Here is a 16216-nt window from a genome sequence, read left to right as displayed (position 1 = left end):
TTCCTCCCGCCCGCAGGATATGGGCAAAGCGTATCGAACCGGCCATTATCTTGACAAGGATAGTGCAACGCGCGAAGCCATCGAAATCATGACCGCGGTCGCCCCCATCGGACATCCCAGGCCGGCATCGGCAGCCCAGCCGCAACGCGTCGGCGTGCTGCTGGTCAATCTCGGCACGCCTGACACCGCCGACGCCCGGGGTGTGCGGGTTTATCTCAAGGAGTTTCTGTCCGATCCGCGCGTGATCGAGGATCAGGGCCTGCGCTGGCAGCTGATCCTCAACGGCATCATCCTGCGCGTGCGTCCCGGTCGCAAGGCGCGCGACTACCGGAAGATCTGGAATACCGAGAGAGACGAATCCCCGCTCAAGACGATTACGCGCGCCCAGGCCGAAAAGCTTGCAGACGCCATCGCCGATCACGACCACGTCGTGGTCGATTGGGCGATGCGCTACGGCAACCCGTCGATCCGCTCGCGCATCGATACGCTGACCGCGCAGGGCTGCGACCGGTTGCTGGTCGTGCCGCTCTATCCCCAATATTCCGCCGCTACCTCGGCAACCGTATGCGACGAGGTGTTTCGCGCGTTAGCTGACATGCGCGCGCAGCCGACGCTGCGGGTGAGCCCGCCTTATTACGACGATCCCGATTACATCGACGCGCTCGCCGTTTCCATGTCGGCGCATCTGGCGACCTTGCCGTTTCAGCCCGAACTGATCGTGGCGTCGTTTCACGGCATGCCGCAGAAATATGTCGACGAGGGCGATCCCTATTACGCCCAGTGCGTTGCAACAACGGAAAGCTTGCGCAAGCGCCTGGGGCTTGATGCCGCAAAGCTGATCCTTACGTTTCAGTCGCGCTTCGGCTTCGGCGCGTGGCTGCAGCCCTATACGGACAAGACCATCGAAAAGCTTGCGAAAGATGGGGTCAAGCGCATTGCCGTCGTGACCCCCGGCTTCTCCGCCGATTGCCTGGAGACGCTGGAGGAGATCGCGCAGGAAAACGCCGAGATCTTCAAGCACAATGGCGGTGAGCAATTTTCCGCCATTCCCTGCCTCAACGACAGCGATCCCGGCATGGACGTCATCCGCCAGCTCGTTTTGCGCGAGCTTCAAGGCTGGATATAGCCCTTCGAAAATTTGCCGATAGCTTGCCGCCGTTCGGACATGCGAACATCTGGCCGCCAAACCGTTGCCTGGCTATATAACCATAACTTGAGAACAGCCGGCTGAACCGGCGCCGCGGCCTTGCTGACAGAAAGATATATCGCGTCCGGTAACGCCCTTGCCGGCTTTGGAGGACTTCATGACGGGTTTCGACATTTTCGCGATCGCATTTGTTCTGCTCGTCATTGTCACGCTGTTTGCGGGCGTCAAGACGGTGCCGCAGGGCTATGACTGGACCATCGAGCGGTTCGGCAAATACACCCGCACGTTGGCGCCGGGGCTCAACCTCATCATTCCCTATTTCGACCGCGTCGGCCGCAAGATGAACATGATGGAGCAGGTGATCAACATTCCCGAGCAGGAGGTGATCACCAAGGACAACGCCACCGTGACCGTGGACGGCGTCGCGTTCTTCCAGGTGTTCGACGCGGCGAAAGCAAGTTACGAGGTTGCCAATCTCGAGCAGGCGATCATCGTCTTGACCATGACCAACATCCGCTCGGTGATGGGATCGATGGACCTCGACCAGGTGCTGTCGCATCGCGACGAGATCAACGAGCGCCTGTTGCGCGTGGTCGATGCCGCGGTGTCGCCGTGGGGGCTGAAGGTCAACCGCATCGAGATCAAGGATATCGTGCCGCCGGCCGATCTGGTCGAGGCAATGGGACGGCAGATGAAAGCCGAGCGCGTCAAGCGTGCCGACATCCTGCAGGCCGAGGGCCAGCGCCAGTCCGAGATTCTTCGTGCGGAAGGCGCCAAGCAGGGCCAGATTTTGCAGGCCGAAGGCCGCAAGGAAGCCGCGTTCCGTGACGCTGAAGCGCGCGAACGCTCGGCCGAAGCCGAGGCCAAGGCGACGCAGATGGTCTCCGAGGCCATCGCCAAGGGCGACGTCGCCGCGCTGAACTATTTTATCGCCGACAAATACATCAAGGCGTTCGGGCAGCTTGCGGATTCGCCGAACCAGAAGATCATCATGCTGCCGATTGAAGCGATGAGCATTTTGGGGTCGCTTGCCGGCATCGGCGAGATCGCCAAGGCCACCTTTGGCGAAAGTGCGGCCTCCGCGGCAGCCGCCGCACGGCGGACGTCCTCGGTGCCGAACACCGGTCCGACGCCGCCGCCGGTCGCGCCGCAGCGGTAGGGGCGGGTCCGGAAGGTCATTCTGTTTGATTAGAGGTTCGTGTCATGGCCGAAATTTTCTCTACGTTAGGCACCTGGAACTGGCTGATCTTCGGCTTCATCCTGATGGCGCTGGAGCTGCTCGCGCCGGGCATTTTTCTGTTCTGGCTCGGGCTTGCGGCGCTGTTGGTCGGATTGCTCTCGTTTGTGATCAACCCGTCCTGGCAGACGCAACTCCTGTTGTTCGCCATCTTCACAGTCGCCGCCGTGCCGGCGTGGCGACACTTCGCGCGCAGCGCAGGAAGCCGCAGCCAGAGCAACCCATTTCTCAACAAGCGGACCGAGGCGCTGATCGGCCGGGAATTCACCCTGGAAAAGCCGATCGTCGACGGCACGGGCACAGTGCGGATCGACGACACGATCTGGCGTGTCGCCGGCCCCGACGCGCCGGCCGGTAGCCGCGTCAAGGTGGTGCAGGCCGATGGCGCGAGCCTGACGGTGGCGGCGGCTTAGCTCAAGGCTTCTCTTTTGACGCGTTTTCTTCACGCGAACCGGTATCCACTTCGCTCGAAAACGCTATGCCCCGCGCTTGCTCCATCGCTCGGCAAAGTGATGCAGGGGCAGGAAGCTTTCCATCAGCTCCCTGCCCAGCGGTGTAAGGCGATAGCCGTCGCCGGCCAGGAGTTCGACGAGACCGGCCTCGCGCAGCTCCGACAGCCGGGCCTGCATCACGGTCGGCGAGGCGTCGTCGCAGGCGGTGCGCAGCGCGCGCGAGGTCAGCGGGCCGTCGCGCAGCTCCCAGATGATCCGCAAGGTCCAGCGGCGGCCGAGCAGATCGAGCAGCGCCATGACCGGCCGGCCGGTTCTAGAGCCGCGAACGGCAGTTTTCCCCGGGACGGCGGCCGGTTTCGGCATCGAAAGCCCTCTTGCATGGCGCTACAGATAATGTAGCATTTCGCTACGTTATTTGTAGCACAGGAGTTGGCCATGTCCCAGACCGCGCCGCGCATCGCGCCGCTTGAGCCGCCTTATGCACCTGACATTGCCGAGCAGTTCGACCGCATCATGCGCGGCGCGCCGCCGCTGGTGCTGTTTCGCGTCATGGCCGGCAACGCCCGGGCCTGGGAGAAATTCCGCGCCGGCAGTCTGCTGGATCGCGGGCCGCTGTCGTTGAGGGAGCGCGAGATCGTCATCGATCGCACCTGCGCGCGAACCGGATGCGAGTACGAATGGGGCGTGCACATCGCGGCGTTTGCGGCTGCTGCAAAACTGACCGATGAACAGGTCCGCGCCACCGTGCGCGGCGCGGTCACCGAGGCCTGCTGGTCGGAGGCCGAGCAGGCGCTGATCGCCGTCGTCGATGCGCTGCACGACCGCGCAACGCTGAGCGATGCCGAATTCGCGGCGCTGTCGGCGCATTACGACGAGGCGCAGATATTCGAGATCATCCTGCTCTGCGGATTCTATCACACCGTATCGTATCTCGCGAACGGACTGGCGCTGCCGCTGGAGGCGAAGGCGGCAAGGTTTCCGAAGGCCTGAACCGTCATTGCGAGGATTTGTAGGGTGGGCAAAGCGAAGCGTGCCCACCATTCCTGGCGGAGTGGGTGATGGTGGGCACGGCGCAAGTGCGCCTTTGCCCACCCTACGGGACCGTCCAGTCTACGCCACGCCTGCGCGCAAAAAATCGTGCAGATGCACGATGCCGACCGGCTTGCCGGCGTCGGTGACGATCAGCGTCGTGATCTTCGAGGAGTTGAGGATCTCCAGCGCCTCGCCGGCCAGCACGTCGCGGTCGATCGTCTTCGGATTTTTCGTCATCACCTCGTCGACGGTGGCCGCCATCAGATCGGGCCCCATGTCCATGTGGCGGCGCAAATCGCCGTCGGTGACGATGCCGACGATATGCCCGCGTGCGTCGACGATGCCGACGCAGCCAAAGCCCTTTGAGGTCATCTCGACCAGCGCGTCGGACATTTTGGTGCCCAGCGGCTTCAGCGGCACGGCGTCGCCCGCGTGCATGAGATCGCGGGTATATTTCAGCATTGCACCCAGCTTGCCGCCCGGATGCAGCACGCTGAAATCGACCGACGTAAAGCCGCGGCCTTCCAGCAGCGCGATCGCCAGCGTATCGCCGAGCGCCAGCATCATCAGCGAGGAGGTGGTCGGCGCGAGATTGTGCGGGCAGGCCTCGCGCGCCTTCGGCAGCGTCAGCGCGACGTCGGCAGCCTTGCTGAGCGAGGATTCCCGCTCCGCCGTCATCGCGATCACGGAAATCCGGAACCGCGCGGCGTAGCTGATCAGGTTTTTCATCTCCGGCTGCTCGCCGGACCAGGACAGCGCCAGGATGACGTCCTCGGCCGTGATCATGCCGAGGTCGCCATGGCTGGCTTCGGCGGCATGAACGAAGAACGCCGGCGTGCCGGTGGAGGCAAAGGTCGCGGCGATCTTGCGGCCGATATGGCCGGACTTGCCCAAGCCAGTGACGATCAGCCGTCCCTTGGCGTTCCGGATCAGGTCGGTGGCGGCAGTGAAGGGGGCGCGGAGATCGGACTGCAGTGCCGCCGATAGCGCGGCGATCCCGCCGGCCTCGGCGTCGAGCGTGCGCAGGGCCGATTGGACGGCAGCATCAGCGGGATCGGTGCCGGATGATTTTGCCATCAGCGGGTTCGGATTGGCCATATCTGTTTCCAGGGAAGAGGGGCGTTGCCCCCGGGCCTTTCCTTAGCATGACCCGTCCCGCGATGCGACGCGCATGGGGCGCTCTCAACGGCTCATTAACCATAATTGTTTTAACTCCTTAACGACGTGTTCCGCGAGGGCTCGGCGCGCGTCCATGAAGTATTTGTTTTTGTTGGGGTATTTTTTATCGTGATGGCGGGGCCAGCAGCCGGCCGGAACAGCCGCGCGCGCGTCTTTCGCGCGGCCTTGCCGTGCCTTGCGCTGATCGCTCTCGCGGGAACCGCGGCGCAAGCGCAGGTCGTCACGCCGGACCTGTTCAGCTCAAAGCGCACCAGCCAGGCGACGTCGCCGGATTCGCCGCTGCGCCGGACCGCGGCGGAGGCGAACGATCCGCTCAATAATCCGAAGCTGCAGGAACGTGACAAGCCCGCGCCGTCGCGGATCGGACAGATCCCGAAATACGGCCTGCCGGCCGCCAGCGGCGCCGCCGATTCCGGATACGACTCGCTCAATCGCAAGCGCAAGAAACCGAAATACTATCCCGGGCAGGCGAAGCCGAAGCCGCCGGTCGGTCCCGGCAGCCCGCCGCCGCCTATTGCGTCGAACACGCGGTTGCGGCTTTCGATTCCCCCGTCGGAATCGGCGCACAAAACGCCGATCCCGCCCGCAATGGCGGGCACGGTGGTGGGACAGCCGCCACGCAAGCGCCTGCGGATCGACGACGATCCGTTCGGCGCGGTCGGCGATTACGCCGGCAGTTTCCTGATCAAATCCGCGGTCGAATTCTCCGGCGGCTACGATACCAATCCCGGCCGGCTCGTCCCGGCGCAAGGCAAGCCGTTCTATGTGATCGCGCCGGAATTCGTTGCGTTCTCCGACTGGGAGCGTCACGCGCTGGTGGCCGATCTGCGCGGCTCCTTCACCGGCTATACCAGCAACCTCACGCCGAACGCCGACGGTACGCCGCTGTCGGCGCCGCTCGATATCGATCGGCCCAGCTTCATCGGCCATGTGGACGGCCGGCTCGATGTCAGCCGCGACACCAGGCTGTTGGCGCAAGGTCGGTTGTTTGTCTCGACCGACAATCCCGGCAGCCCGAACGTTCAGGCGGGCCTCGCCAGATATCCGATCTACACCACGGTCGGCGGCACCGTCGGCGTCGACCAGAGCTTCAACCGGCTGCAGGTTTCCGCCGGCGCCACCGTCGACCGCACCGACTACACCAACTCAAAACTCACCGACGGCACGTCGACCACCAACGACGACCGCAACTTCAGCCAATACGGTGGCGTCGGCCGCGTCAGCTATGATTTGAGGCCTGGCCTGAAGCCGTTCGTGGAAGTGCAGGGCGACAGCCGCGTGCATGACGTCAGGCTCGACCGCGCCGGCTTTGCGCGCGATTCCGCGGGCGGCTACGTCAAGGGCGGCACCAGCTTCGAATTCTCGCGGCTGTTGACCGGTGAGATCGGCGTCGGCTACGCCGCGCGCGATTATGTCGATCCGAGGCTGGACCGCCTGGAAGGCCTGCTCGTCTCGTCCTCGCTGGTCTGGACCGCGACGCCGCTCACGACGGCAAAGTTCTATTCGGATACCACGATCACGGAAACCACGCTGCCCGGCACGTCGGGCGTGCTGACGCACATCTACACCGTCGAAGTCGACCACGATTTCCGCCGCTGGCTGACCGCGATCGGCAAGTTCACCTGGGGGGATCTCGACTATCAGGGCAATCCCAGGCGCGACAAGATCTATGCGGTGTCGGGCGAAGCGATCTACAAGATGAACCGCAACGTCTGGCTCAGGGGCACGCTGCGCCGCGACTGGCTGGATTCGAATTTGCCGGGCAACAGCACGGTGTCGACGGTGATGATGCTGGGGGTGAGGTTGCAGCATTAAAGGCGGATGATCTTTTCCGATTGCGGGAAAGGCGACTCTTGGCCCACGGCGCCCCCAAACAAAAACCCCGGCACTTCGGCCGGGGTCCTGAAATATCGTGACAGACAGTCGTCTTCTACGGGCAGGAACGGCGGAGGCCGTCGCGGCCGAGATAGGTCATGCTCTCGGGATCGAACGAACGATAGCGCTGCATGCAATAGCTGACGGCATCGCGCCGCTGCTGCTCGGCGGCGCTCGCCGCAATCGCGCCGCCGATGATGGCCGCGCCGACCCCGATCCCGATTGCTGCGCCGACACCGTCACCTCGACCTCGGCCCCAGCCGCCGCCCCGGCCTCGCCCCCGGCCGCGTTGCGCGAAGGCCGGAGATACGCCCGCTGCAACAAAGGCGCCGGTCGTGGCAATCATGCCGAATGCGTACATGAATAGCAGAGCGCCGGCCGCCAATACGCGTGTGATGCGCTGGCGAACGGAATTGCCCGTTCCCTGAGTTCTCATATTGCCGCCTTTCCCTATGATTCCGGATAGTAATGCGCACCGGAGGAACGGTGAGCGCTGATCCGAACCAGGCGAGGTTGCGGGCAATACGATGAGGTGTCCATACACATCGCGGCATACGTGGGCTGACCCACGCTTCCATCGATCTTCGCCGGGATTCCCGTTCGCCGGGAGTGAGCCCGGCGATGGCGGCCGTTACCGCGGCAGCGTCGTCGTCCCCATCAGATACTGATCGATCGCCCGCGCGCACAGCCGGCCTTCGCGGATCGCCCAAACCACCAGCGACTGGCCGCGGCGCATGTCGCCGGCGGAGAAGACGTTGGGAAGCGAGGTCTGGTAGTCATGGGTGTTGGCGCGGACGTTGCCGCGCTGGTCGAGATCGACGCCGAGGTTCTTCAGCATGCCCTCGTGCACCGGATGCACGAAACCCATGGCGAGCAGCACGAGCTGCGCCTCGAGTTCGAATTCGGTACCGGCGATCGGCTTGAACTTGTCGTCGACCTGCACGCAATGCAGCTTTTGCACCTTGCCGTCGACGCCGGAGAATTTCTGCGTCAGCACCGCGAATTCGCGCTTGGCGCCTTCGGCCTGGCTCGACGAAGTCCGCATCTTCAAGGGCCAGTTCGGCCAGGTCAGGCCCTTGTTCTCGTGCTCGGGCGGCGCCGGCATGATTTCAAGTTGCGTGACGGATTTTGCGCCCTGCCGGAATGAAGTTCCGATGCAGTCCGAACCGGTGTCGCCGCCGCCGATCACGACGACATGCTTGCCTTCGGCGAGAATCTCCTTGGCGTCGCCGAGCGGCTCGGAGGAGACGCGGCGATTTTGTTGCGGCAGGAAATCCATCGCAAAGTGGATGCCGTCGAGGTCGCGGCCGGGGATCGGCAGATCGCGGCCGGCTTCGGCGCCGCCGGTCAATGCCACCGCGTCATACTGGTTGAGCAACTCGCGCGGATCGACAGAGCCCGGCGAAGTGCCGCCGACATGGACGCCGTAATGGAACGTCACGCCCTCGGCTTCCATCTGCGCCACGCGGCGGTCGATGATGTGCTTTTCCATCTTGAAGTCGGGGATGCCATAACGAAGCAAACCGCCGGCCTTGGCGAACTTTTCGTAGACATGGACGTCGTGGCCGGCGCGCGCGAGCTGCTGCGCGGCCGCTAATCCCGCCGGGCCGGAGCCGACGATCGCGACCTTCTTGCCGGTCCTGGCAGGCGCGATCTCCGGCTGCAGCCAGCCATTGTCCCAGGCGCGATCCACAATGGCGCATTCGATGGTCTTGATGGTGACCGGGTTGTCGTCGATGTTGAGCGTGCAGGATGCCTCGCACGGGGCGGGGCAGATGCGGCCGGTGAACTCGGGGAAATTGTTGGTCGAGTGCAGGTTGCGCGAGGCTTCTTCCCAGTTGCCCTGATAGACGAGGTCGTTGAAGTCTGGGATCTGGTTGTTGACCGGGCAGCCCGGCGTACCCGGCGCCACCGAACCGGTGCCGTGGCAATAGGGGATGCCGCAATTCATGCAGCGCGCGGCCTGATCGCGGGTGTCCTTCTCGCTCAGGGGAATGACGAATTCGCGATAATGCTTCAAACGCTCGGCGACCGGTGAGTACTTGCGCTCATTCCGGTCGATCTCGAGAAAACCTGTGATCTTGCCCATTTGAACCTGACGCCCTTGCATCTTCTTGGCCCTATGGTTCGAGACGGCCTCGCGCCTTCTCACCATGAGGAACGTTCAGTCTTTTCTCCTCATCCCGAGCGGCGGCGCGTTGCGCCGCGTCTCGAAGGATGAGGCCTCGATTCCCTAAGCCCCGATTGCGATTTTGGGTTCGGCGTCGGCGTTCGCCTTCAATTCCTTCAGTGCGCGGCGGTACTCCACCGGCATCACCTTGCGGAATTTCAGGAGCCACGTCTTCCAGTCGGCGAGGATCTCGGCCGCTTTCTTCGAGCCGGTCAGCTTGGCGTGGCGCGTGATCAGGATGTGCAGCCGCTCGATATCGGACTCCAGCAGATTGGCGAACACGTCGACCCGGCCATGCGCCTCGAGATCGCCGGAGTGGTTGTAAGTGCCCGCATTGATCAGCTCTTCCGACAATACCGGCTCGAGCTCGACCATCGCGAGGTTGCAGAGCTTTTCGAAGTCGCCGGCCTCGTCCAGCACATAGGCGACGCCGCCCGACATGCCGGCCGCGAAGTTGCGCCCGGTCTTGCCCAGCACCACGACGATGCCGCCGGTCATGTACTCGCAGCAATGATCGCCGGCGCCTTCGACGACCGCGACCGCACCTGAGTTACGCACCGCGAAGCGCTCGCCGGCGATGCCGCGGAAATAGCATTCGCCCTCGATCGCGCCGTACATCACCGTGTTGCCGACGATGATGGACTCTTCCGGCACGATGCCGGAATTCCTCGGCGGCTTGACGATGATGCGGCCGCCGGACAGGCCCTTGCCGACATAGTCGTTGCCTTCGCCTTCGAGATCGAAAGTGACGCCGCGCGCCAGCCACGCGCCGAACGCCTGCCCCGCGGTGCCCTTCAGGCTGACATGGATGCTGTCATGCGGCAGCCCGGCATGGCCGTAGATCTTTGCGACCTGACCCGACAGCATCGCACCCGCCGAGCGGTCGGTGTTGTTGATCTCTTCCTCGATTCTGACCGGCGCGCCGCGGTCGAGCGCGGCCTGCGCCTTCTCGATCAGGCGGCGGTCGAGCACCTTCTCCAGATGATGGTTCTGGGCCTCGGCGTGATAGATCTTCTGGCCCTTTTCTTCCTTCTGGCGGACGAAAAGCTTTGAGAAGTCGAGGCCCTTGGCCTTCCAGTGCGCCACCAGAGTGGATTGGTCGAGCATCTGGGTCTGGCCGACCATCTCGTCGAACTTCCTGTAACCGAGTTGCGCCATGATCTCGCGCACCTCTTCGGCAACGAAGAAGAAGTAGTTGATGACGTGCTCGGGCTGGCCGGTGAAGCGCTTGCGCAGCACCGGATCCTGCGTCGCGACGCCGACCGGGCAGGTGTTGAGGTGGCACTTGCGCATCATGATGCAGCCGGCCGCGATCAGCGGCGCGGTGGCAAAGCCGAACTCGTCGGCGCCCAGGAGCGCACCGATCACGACGTCGCGCCCGGTGCGGAAGCCGCCGTCGACCTGGACCACGATGCGGCTGCGCAGCCGCTCGCGCACCAGCGTCTGATGGGTTTCGGCAAGGCCGATTTCCCACGGGCTACCTGCGTGCTTGATCGAGGTGAGGGGGGAGGCGCCGGTGCCGCCCTCGAAGCCTGCGATGGTGACGTGGTCGGCGCGCGCTTTCGCAACGCCCGCGGCCACCGTGCCGACGCCGATTTCGGAAACCAGCTTGACCGAGACCTGGCCGTCCGGATTGACGTTCTTGAGGTCGTAGATCAGCTGCGCCAGATCCTCGATCGAATAGATGTCGTGATGCGGCGGCGGCGAAATGAGACCGACGCCGGGCGTCGAATGCCGCACGCGCGCAATGGTCGCGTCGACCTTGTGGCCGGGCAACTGGCCGCCTTCGCCGGGCTTGGCACCCTGCGCCATCTTGATCTGCATCATGTCGGAGTTGACGAGATATTCCGTCGTCACGCCGAAACGGCCCGAGGCGACCTGCTTGATCGCCGAACGCATGCTGTCGCCGTTCGGCAGCGGCTTGAAGCGATCGGCCTCTTCGCCGCCTTCGCCGGTGTTCGACTTGCCGCCGATCCGGTTCATAGCGATCGCGAGCGTGGTGTGCGCCTCGCGCGAGATCGAGCCGAAGCTCATCGCACCGGTGGCGAAACGCTTGACGATCTCGGCGGCCGGCTCGACTTGGTCGAGCTTCACCGGCTTGCGCTTCTCGTCCTCGGCGGTCTTGATCCGGAACAGGCCGCGCAGCGTCAAGAGCCGCTCGGACTGCTCGTTGAGGATTTTTGCGAACGCGCGGTAACGCTCCTGCGAATTGCCGCGCACGGCATGCTGCAGCGTCGAGACGGATTCGGCCGTCCATGCATGTTCCTCGCCGCGGGTGCGGTAAGCGTACTCGCCGCCGACGTCGAGCGCAGTCTTGTAGACCTGCGCATCGCCGAACGCGTCCGTATGGCGGCGCGCGGTTTCCTCGGCGATCTCGGCAAGCCCCACGCCTTCGATGCGGGTATGGGTGCCGGCGAAATACTTCGCGACGAAATCGGCCTTCAGCCCGACGGCGTCAAAAATCTGCGCGCCGCAATAGGACTGGTAGGTCGAGATGCCCATCTTGGACATCACCTTCAAGAGGCCCTTGCCGATCGACTTGATGTAGCGCTTGACGATCTCATAGTCGTCGAGCGCGCCCGGCAGGCGGTCCTTCATCGCGATGATGGTCTCGAACGCCAGATACGGGTTGATCGCCTCGGCGCCGTAACCGGCCAGGCACGCAAAATGATGCACTTCGCGCGGTTCGCCGGACTCGACGACGATCCCGACCGAGGTGCGCAATCCCGTGCGGATCAGATGATGATGCACAGCGGCGCAGGCCAGCAGCGAGGGAATCGGAATCCGGTCCGAGCCGGCCATGCGGTCCGACAGGATGATGATGTTGACGCCTTCGCGCACCGCGCCCTCGGCGCGCGCGCACAATTCGTCAAGCACCTGCTCCATCCCCGCCGCGCCGAAGCCGGCGTGGAAGGTGGTGTCGAGCGTGCGCGACTTGAAATGGGTGTCCGCGACATCGGAGATCGAGCGGATCTTTTCCAGGTCCGCATCCGTCAGAATCGGCTGGCGCACTTCGAGCCGCTTGGTCGAGGCCATGCCCTGCAGGTCGAACAGGTTCGGCCGCGGCCCGATGATCGAGACGAGGCTCATGACGAGCTCCTCGCGGATCGGATCGATCGGCGGGTTGGTGACCTGCGCGAAGTTCTGCTTGAAGTAGGTGAAGAGCGGCTTCGGCCGGTCCGACAGCGCCGAGATCGGGGTGTCGTTGCCCATCGAGCCCGCGGCTTCTTCGCCGGTGGCCGCCATCGGCGTCATCAGGATGGTGACGTCTTCCTGCGAATAGCCGAACGCCTGCTGCCGGTCGAGCAGCGGCAGGTTCGAGCGGATGCCCTTGGTGGGCGCGTCGGGCAGTTCCTCCAGCACGAGCTGGGTGCGATGCAGCCAGTCGCTGTAGGGATGGCTCTTGGCCAGCGTCGCCTTGATCTCGTCGTCGGGAATGAGACGTCCCTGTTCGAGGTCGACCAGCAGCATCTTGCCGGGCTGCAGCCGCCACTTGGTGACGATCTGGTCCTCGGGGATCTTCAGCACGCCCATTTCGGACGCCATCACGATGCGGTCGTCCTTGGTGACGAGATAGCGCGCCGGGCGCAGCCCGTTGCGGTCTAGTGTTGCGCCGATCTGGCGGCCGTCGGTAAAGGCGATCGCGGCGGGGCCGTCCCACGGCTCCATCAGGGCGGCGTGATATTCGTAGAAGGCGCGGCGCTGCTCATCCATCAACGGATTGCCGGCCCACGCTTCCGGTATCATCATCATCACCGCGTGCGGCAGCGAGTAGCCGCCCTGCACCAGGAATTCGAGCGCGTTGTCGAAGCAGGCGGTGTCGCTCTGGCCTTCATAGGAGATCGGCCAGAGCCGGCTGATGTCCTTGCCGTAGAGCTCCGAATGCACGGAAGCCTGGCGCGCCGCCATCCAGTTGACGTTGCCGCGCAGCGTGTTGATTTCGCCGTTATGGGCGATCATCCGGTAGGGATGCGCCAGCGACCAGGTCGGGAAGGTGTTGGTCGAGAAGCGCTGATGCACCAGCGCCAGCGCGCTCTCGAAATCCTCTTCATGCAGGTCGGGATAGTACTTGCCGAGCTGGTCGGCGAGGAACATGCCTTTGTAGATCACGGTGCGGCACGACAGCGAGACCGGGTAGTAGCCGGCCATGCCGCGGTCGCGGCGCTGATAGATCGCCTGCGAGATCGACTTGCGCAGGATGTAGAGCCTGCGCTCGAACTCTTCCTCGGTCTTCGCCGTGCCGTTGCGGCCGATGAACACCTGCATATGATAGGGCTCGGTCGGCTTGACGGTTACGCCGAGCGAGGCGTTGTCGGACGGCACGTCGCGCCAGCCGAGCAAAACCAGGCCTTCTTCCTTGATCTGTTCGGCGATGATGCTCTGGATCACCTTTCGCCATGCCGTCTCCTTTGGCATGAACAGCGCGCCGATCGCGTATTGGCCGGGCTCCGGCAGCTTGAAGCCGAGCGCTGCGGTCTTGCGGGCGAAGAACGCATGCGGGATCTGCACGAGAATGCCGGCGCCGTCGCCGGCGCGCGGATCGGCGCCGACTGCGCCGCGATGCTCGAGGTTGCAGAGAATGCTGATCGCGTCGGAGACGATCTGGTGTGACTTCTTGCCCTTGATGTTGGCGATGAAGCCGACGCCGCAGGAATCCTTTTCCATGCCGAGGTCGTAGAGTCCCACGGCTGGCGGACGCCAGTCATGTTCGCGCTGAACATCTTCAAGCAAAGTGTCGGCCGGTTTCGAAACCGCGGTCGCCGACAGTGCTTCTGCCACGATGTTTTCGCGCTCGAATTCCGACCCGCTCATCTTATTCCTCTCAAAAAAGGCTAAGGGCCTCACCGCATCGTCGGCGCACCTTGGACGCTTGCGGCACCCACCGGGCCACCGCTCGTCCTCCGCGAGCCGCAATTTCTTAAATTCAGGCTTGGGCGTTCAACGTCCCTGAGGAACGGCCTTGCCTGCACTGCCCTGGAGCTCGTGGCGCCACGGTTTCGTTGCAATCCCTGTGCCGGGACCGCCCCGCAATTGAGACAGTGATGCTGTCCTAACTTCGACCATGCCAAATTTTTGTCTATCACACAAGCACGTGAAAGTCCCCGCCCACGTGCGAATCGGCGCTTGGCGGCCGGGAAAAAACCGCCAGCGGGCGTTTGCGGCAACGGCGCCCCGATCCGGCCCAAGGACCGCCGGATTTCGCCATGAAATTCCAGTCCGGGCCGGCAGGCGTGAGCGCAGAAGTGCTCCCGCTCAGGCCCGGCGGCTGCGGGGCTTACAGGAGCTTTCGGTGATGAAGTTGTTCACGGGATCTTTGGCGGCGGGACTGGTCCTTCTGGCGGGCAGCGCGCAGGCGCAGGTGCCCGGGCGTTACACTGCGGCATCGGATTTCGCCGCCCCCTATGCAGTGGCACCGCCCCCGGTTCCCGGGCCGCAATACGGATACGGCCCCGGTCCGGGCCTGTTGCCGTCGACAGAAGTCTATTCCGTGCTGCGCGACAACGGATTCTTGCCGCTCGGCATCCCCAGGCTCCGCGGCTTCGTCTACACGATCGCGGCGATCGACCGCGGCGGCGAGGGCGGGCGGCTGGTGATCGACGCGCGCAACGGCCGGATCATCCGCTTCGTGCCGGCCCGCGGGATGGGCGACAATTACGACGAAGACCAGAGCGCTCTCGGCGCACCCTCCGCCGCTCCGCCGCCACAGGCCCAAGCGCCGGCCCATGTTCAGGCAGCGGCGCCGCCATCACGGCCAGTGCCTCACGTTGCGAGCCGCACCGTGCCGGTGCCGAAGGCAAAGCCGCTGGCCGCCAAACCCGCCGCCGCACCGATCAAACAGGCAGCAGTGCCGGCCCCGAAGCCGGCCGAGGTGCCGGCAGCCGCTCCGGTGACAACCGGCTCGGCTGCAGAAAAGCCCGCTCCGCAGATTGCGCCGACCCAAGACATGCCGACGGTGCAGGGGCTGGAATGAATGCGTAGCCCGGAGGAGCCAACGGGTCGCGCGAACGCGCGCCCGATGACAGGCTCAGCGCAATCCGGGGACCTTGCGAGCGGATAGAGTTATCCCGGATTGCGCTGCGCTCCATCCAGGCTACGAACCTACCAACCAAAAACGCCCCGGTTTTCCGGGGCGTTTTCATTGTGCCGGGTTATTCGCGCTGGCCTGCGGCGGCCAGGATCAGGTCGGCGACCTTGTCCGGCTGCGACACCAGCGACAGATGGCCGGCATCCAGTTCGACCGTCGTCGCGTTCATGCGCTTGGCGAGAAACCGCTCAAGGTCGGGATTGATGGTGTAGTCCTGCTTCGACACTGCGTACCAACTCGGCTTGCTGCGCCAGGCGGCAGCGGTAGTGCGGCCGGCGAAAATGGAAGCCGCGGTCGGCCACTGCACGGCGTAGAGGACTTTCGCAGTCGTCGGATCGACCCCGTTGGCAAAATATTTCAGGAAGGCGTCCTCGGATAATTTGGTGAAGCCGTCATGCTCCTGCACGCCGGCTCGCGCGGGGCCTGCCGGAAACTTCCGCGAAAGGGCGACGAAATCCTCGCCGGCATCGGGCGCGCGCGCTGCGACATACACTAGCCCGGTGACCTTCGGATCGGTGCCTACTTCGCTGATTACGGTGCCACCCCAGGAATGCGCCACCAAAACCGTCGGGCCGTCCTGTTGCGCCAAAACGCGGCGTGTCTCGGCAACGGAATCTGCCAGCGAGGTCAGTGGGTTCTGTACGGCAGTGACGTGAAGGCCCGCCGCCTGAAGCTTTGGAATCACCTGCGCCCAGCTCGATCCGTCGGCCCACGCGCCGTGTACCAGCACGACATTCTTCGCCTTGACGGGACTGGCGGCCAGCGCCGGCGCGGCTTGCACGCCGAGCGATCCCGCAAGGACGCCGGCCACGATTGTCAGTGTTCGTAAGATGCTCATCGGTCTGCTCCATGATCGGCTTGATAAGCGGCTCGCCCGCTCCAGTTCGAAATTCGAGGAGAGCGGCGGCATCGTTACACAACCTCACGGCGACGTGACTGAGCACAACGCTGCAAAATTGCAGATCAGGATTGCGCAAAAAAACGCCCCGGTTTCCCGGGGCGTTTTCGCATTCAGCCAATATCGGCCGAAGACTTGACC

The 16216-nt window shown here is 64.2% G+C and carries 13 protein-coding genes; 7 read left to right on the top strand and 6 right to left on the bottom strand.

Annotated features, from left to right (window positions below; translation table 11 throughout):
• The first annotated feature begins 88 nt into the window (after positions 1–88).
• The 3 genes from hemH (at position 89) to V1286_RS29250 (ending at position 2797) form a co-directional block, all read left to right on the top strand.
• A complete protein-coding gene (hemH, locus tag V1286_RS29260; protein ID WP_334485513.1) occupies positions 89–1126 on the top strand; it encodes a ferrochelatase in 1038 nt (345 codons plus the stop codon).
• Positions 1127–1304: 178 nt separating this feature from the next.
• Entirely contained in the window at positions 1305–2306 is a 1002-nt protein-coding gene (locus tag V1286_RS29255; RefSeq protein WP_334485512.1) for an SPFH domain-containing protein, read from the top strand.
• A gap of 44 nt (positions 2307–2350) precedes the next feature.
• Positions 2351–2797 carry an NfeD family protein gene (locus V1286_RS29250; RefSeq protein WP_334485511.1) on the top strand — a complete coding sequence of 149 codons (447 nt, stop codon included), beginning with the start codon at positions 2351–2353 and terminating at the stop codon, positions 2795–2797.
• A 63-nt stretch (positions 2798–2860) separates the two neighbouring features.
• Here the strand turns inward: V1286_RS29250 and V1286_RS29245 are convergent, their stop codons facing one another.
• Entirely contained in the window at positions 2861–3199 is a 339-nt protein-coding gene (locus V1286_RS29245; RefSeq protein WP_334485509.1) for a winged helix-turn-helix transcriptional regulator, read from the bottom strand.
• Between the two features lie 72 nt (positions 3200–3271).
• On the opposite strand from V1286_RS29245, the gene V1286_RS29240 reads away from it, so the two are divergent.
• Entirely contained in the window at positions 3272–3826 is a 555-nt protein-coding gene (locus tag V1286_RS29240) for a carboxymuconolactone decarboxylase family protein (RefSeq protein WP_334485507.1), read from the top strand.
• A gap of 120 nt (positions 3827–3946) precedes the next feature.
• Here the strand turns inward: V1286_RS29240 and V1286_RS29235 are convergent, their stop codons facing one another.
• On the bottom strand, positions 3947–4966 hold the full coding sequence (locus V1286_RS29235) for a KpsF/GutQ family sugar-phosphate isomerase (protein ID WP_334485505.1): 1020 nt from the start codon (positions 4964–4966) through the stop codon (positions 3947–3949).
• A gap of 192 nt (positions 4967–5158) precedes the next feature.
• Between V1286_RS29235 and V1286_RS29230 the strand changes: the two genes are divergently transcribed.
• Positions 5159–6862, top strand: a complete 1704-nt coding sequence (locus V1286_RS29230; protein WP_334485503.1) for an outer membrane beta-barrel protein — start codon at positions 5159–5161, stop codon at positions 6860–6862.
• A gap of 115 nt (positions 6863–6977) precedes the next feature.
• Here the strand turns inward: V1286_RS29230 and V1286_RS29225 are convergent, their stop codons facing one another.
• The 3 genes from V1286_RS29225 to gltB form a co-directional block, all read right to left on the bottom strand.
• Positions 6978–7358, bottom strand: coding sequence for a BA14K family protein (locus V1286_RS29225; RefSeq protein ID WP_334485501.1), 381 nt, complete (start codon positions 7356–7358; stop codon positions 6978–6980).
• A 195-nt stretch (positions 7359–7553) separates the two neighbouring features.
• Positions 7554–9011 carry a glutamate synthase subunit beta gene (locus tag V1286_RS29220; protein WP_334485499.1) on the bottom strand — a complete coding sequence of 486 codons (1458 nt, stop codon included), beginning with the start codon at positions 9009–9011 and terminating at the stop codon, positions 7554–7556.
• Between the two features lie 144 nt (positions 9012–9155).
• Positions 9156–13904 (bottom strand): glutamate synthase large subunit, encoded by a 4749-nt coding sequence (gltB, locus tag V1286_RS29215; protein ID WP_334485497.1) that lies wholly within the window; start codon positions 13902–13904, stop codon positions 9156–9158.
• A 481-nt stretch (positions 13905–14385) separates the two neighbouring features.
• Here gltB and V1286_RS29210 point away from each other — a divergent pair, with 481 nt between their 5' ends.
• Entirely contained in the window at positions 14386–15063 is a 678-nt protein-coding gene (locus tag V1286_RS29210; protein ID WP_334485495.1) for a hypothetical protein, read from the top strand.
• A 178-nt stretch (positions 15064–15241) separates the two neighbouring features.
• Here the strand turns inward: V1286_RS29210 and V1286_RS29205 are convergent, their stop codons facing one another.
• Entirely contained in the window at positions 15242–16015 is a 774-nt protein-coding gene (locus V1286_RS29205; protein ID WP_334485493.1) for an alpha/beta fold hydrolase, read from the bottom strand.
• On the opposite strand from V1286_RS29205, the gene V1286_RS29200 reads away from it, so the two are divergent.
• Positions 16008–16214 carry a hypothetical protein gene (locus tag V1286_RS29200; RefSeq protein ID WP_334485491.1) on the top strand — a complete coding sequence of 69 codons (207 nt, stop codon included), beginning with the start codon at positions 16008–16010 and terminating at the stop codon, positions 16212–16214. The two genes, V1286_RS29205 and V1286_RS29200, sit on opposite strands and share 8 nt — an antisense overlap.
• The last annotated feature ends 2 nt before the right edge of the window (positions 16215–16216 follow it).

It is taken from the genome of Bradyrhizobium algeriense (assembly GCF_036924595.1).
Taxonomy (GTDB): Bacteria; Pseudomonadota; Alphaproteobacteria; order Rhizobiales; family Xanthobacteraceae; genus Bradyrhizobium; species Bradyrhizobium algeriense.
Note: the sequence above shows the minus strand (reverse complement) of the source record. Positions and strands in the feature narration are given on the sequence as shown.